Origin of the sequence: Marinomonas sp. TI.3.20, from assembly GCF_038155025.1 — a bacterium.
GTDB classification, from domain to species: domain Bacteria; phylum Pseudomonadota; class Gammaproteobacteria; order Pseudomonadales; family Marinomonadaceae; genus Marinomonas; species Marinomonas flavescens.
Window position 1 is genome coordinate 1 of sequence record NZ_JBAKAS010000050.1, and the last position, 1548, is coordinate 1548.

At 48.1% G+C, this 1548-nt stretch carries 2 tRNA genes and 2 rRNA genes; all 4 read right to left on the bottom strand.

The window, feature by feature from the left end:
• A 23S ribosomal RNA gene (locus tag V6259_RS19460) occupies positions 1-240 on the bottom strand; the annotation flags it as partial.
• Between the two features lie 254 nt (positions 241-494).
• Positions 495-570, bottom strand: a tRNA-Ala gene (locus V6259_RS19465).
• A 135-nt stretch (positions 571-705) separates the two neighbouring features.
• Positions 706-782 (bottom strand) — tRNA-Ile (locus V6259_RS19470).
• Positions 783-876: 94 nt separating this feature from the next.
• Positions 877-1548, bottom strand: a 16S ribosomal RNA gene (locus V6259_RS19475); the annotation flags it as partial.

A 1548-nucleotide genomic window follows, 5' to 3' on the forward strand; every position in this document is an offset into this window, starting at 1 on the left:
TACTTAGGGAATCTCGGTTGATTTCTTTTCCTCCGGGTACTTAGATGTTTCAGTTCCCCGGGTTCGCCTCGTATGGCTATGTATTCACCATACGATACCCGCAAGCGGGTGGGTTTCCCCATTCGGACATGTTCGGATCAAAGCTTGTTTATCAGCTCCCCGAACCTTTTCGCAGATTACCACGTCCTTCATCGCCTCTGACTGCCAAGGCATCCACCGTGCACGCTTGGTCACTTGACCATATAACCCAAAATAGTTTCGGATCACATACCAAAGAGCTTTTGTGTCTCTCTGGATTTACGATAATAGAAGTCACTAGGTTAAAGTGAACTTCCACCGGTTTAACGCTTGATTTATCGTTATTTCAAAATTCGAATTGTTAAAGAGCAAGTTTAGTGCAAAGCACTAAGTCAGAAATTGAATCACTGAATAATCAGTTCAACATCTTGCTTAGCACTCTTCGCTAATCTTTCGACACAGGAATCAGTAAGAAATGGTGGAGCTATGCGGGATCGAACCGCAGACCTCCTGCGTGCAAAGCAGGCGCTCTCCCAGCTGAGCTATAGCCCCATTTCAACTTACTGGTGTTTGATACATTGAAGAGGAACTCTCCAATCAACAATCAGGATTTTCAAGAACAAGGCATTTGAGGGTGACGTTTAGCTTGCTAAACGAGCACTTAAATAACGACGTTATTGGAAATACTGGTGGGTCTGGGCCGATTTGAACGGCCGACCTCACCCTTATCAGGGGTGCGCTCTAACCAACTGAGCTACAGACCCAAACACTTTCTGTGCGTCTTATAAAGTAGACATTGTGTTATTAAAAACACTCATCAGATAATTTGTGTGAACGCTCACCAGAGCTTCTATCGTTTAAGGAGGTGATCCAGCCCCAGGTTCCCCTAGGGCTACCTTGTTACGACTTCACCCCAGTCATTGACCACTCCGTGGTAACCGCCATCCCCGAAGGGTTAAGCTAGCTACTTCTGGAGCAATCAACTCCCATGGTGTGACGGGCGGTGTGTACAAGGCCCGGGAACGTATTCACCGTGACATTCTGATTCACGATTACTAGCGATTCCGACTTCATGGAGTCGAGTTGCAGACTCCAATCCGGACTACGACGTACTTTGTGGGATTCGCTTACTATCGCTAGTTTGCAGCCCTCTGTATACGCCATTGTAGCACGTGTGTAGCCCTACTCGTAAGGGCCATGATGACTTGACGTCGTCCCCACCTTCCTCCGGTTTGTCACCGGCAGTCTCCTTAAAGTTCCCGGCATGACCCGCTGGCAAATAAGGATAAGGGTTGCGCTCGTTACGGGACTTAACCCAACATTTCACAACACGAGCTGACGACAGCCATGCAGCACCTGTCTCATAGTTCCCGAAGGCACCATCTAATCTCTCAGATGTTCTATGGATGTCAAGAGTAGGTAAGGTTCTTCGCGTTGCTTCGAATTAAACCACATGCTCCACCGCTTGTGCGGGCCCCCGTCAATTCATTTGAGTTTTAACCTTGCGGCCGTACTCCCCAGGCGGTCTAC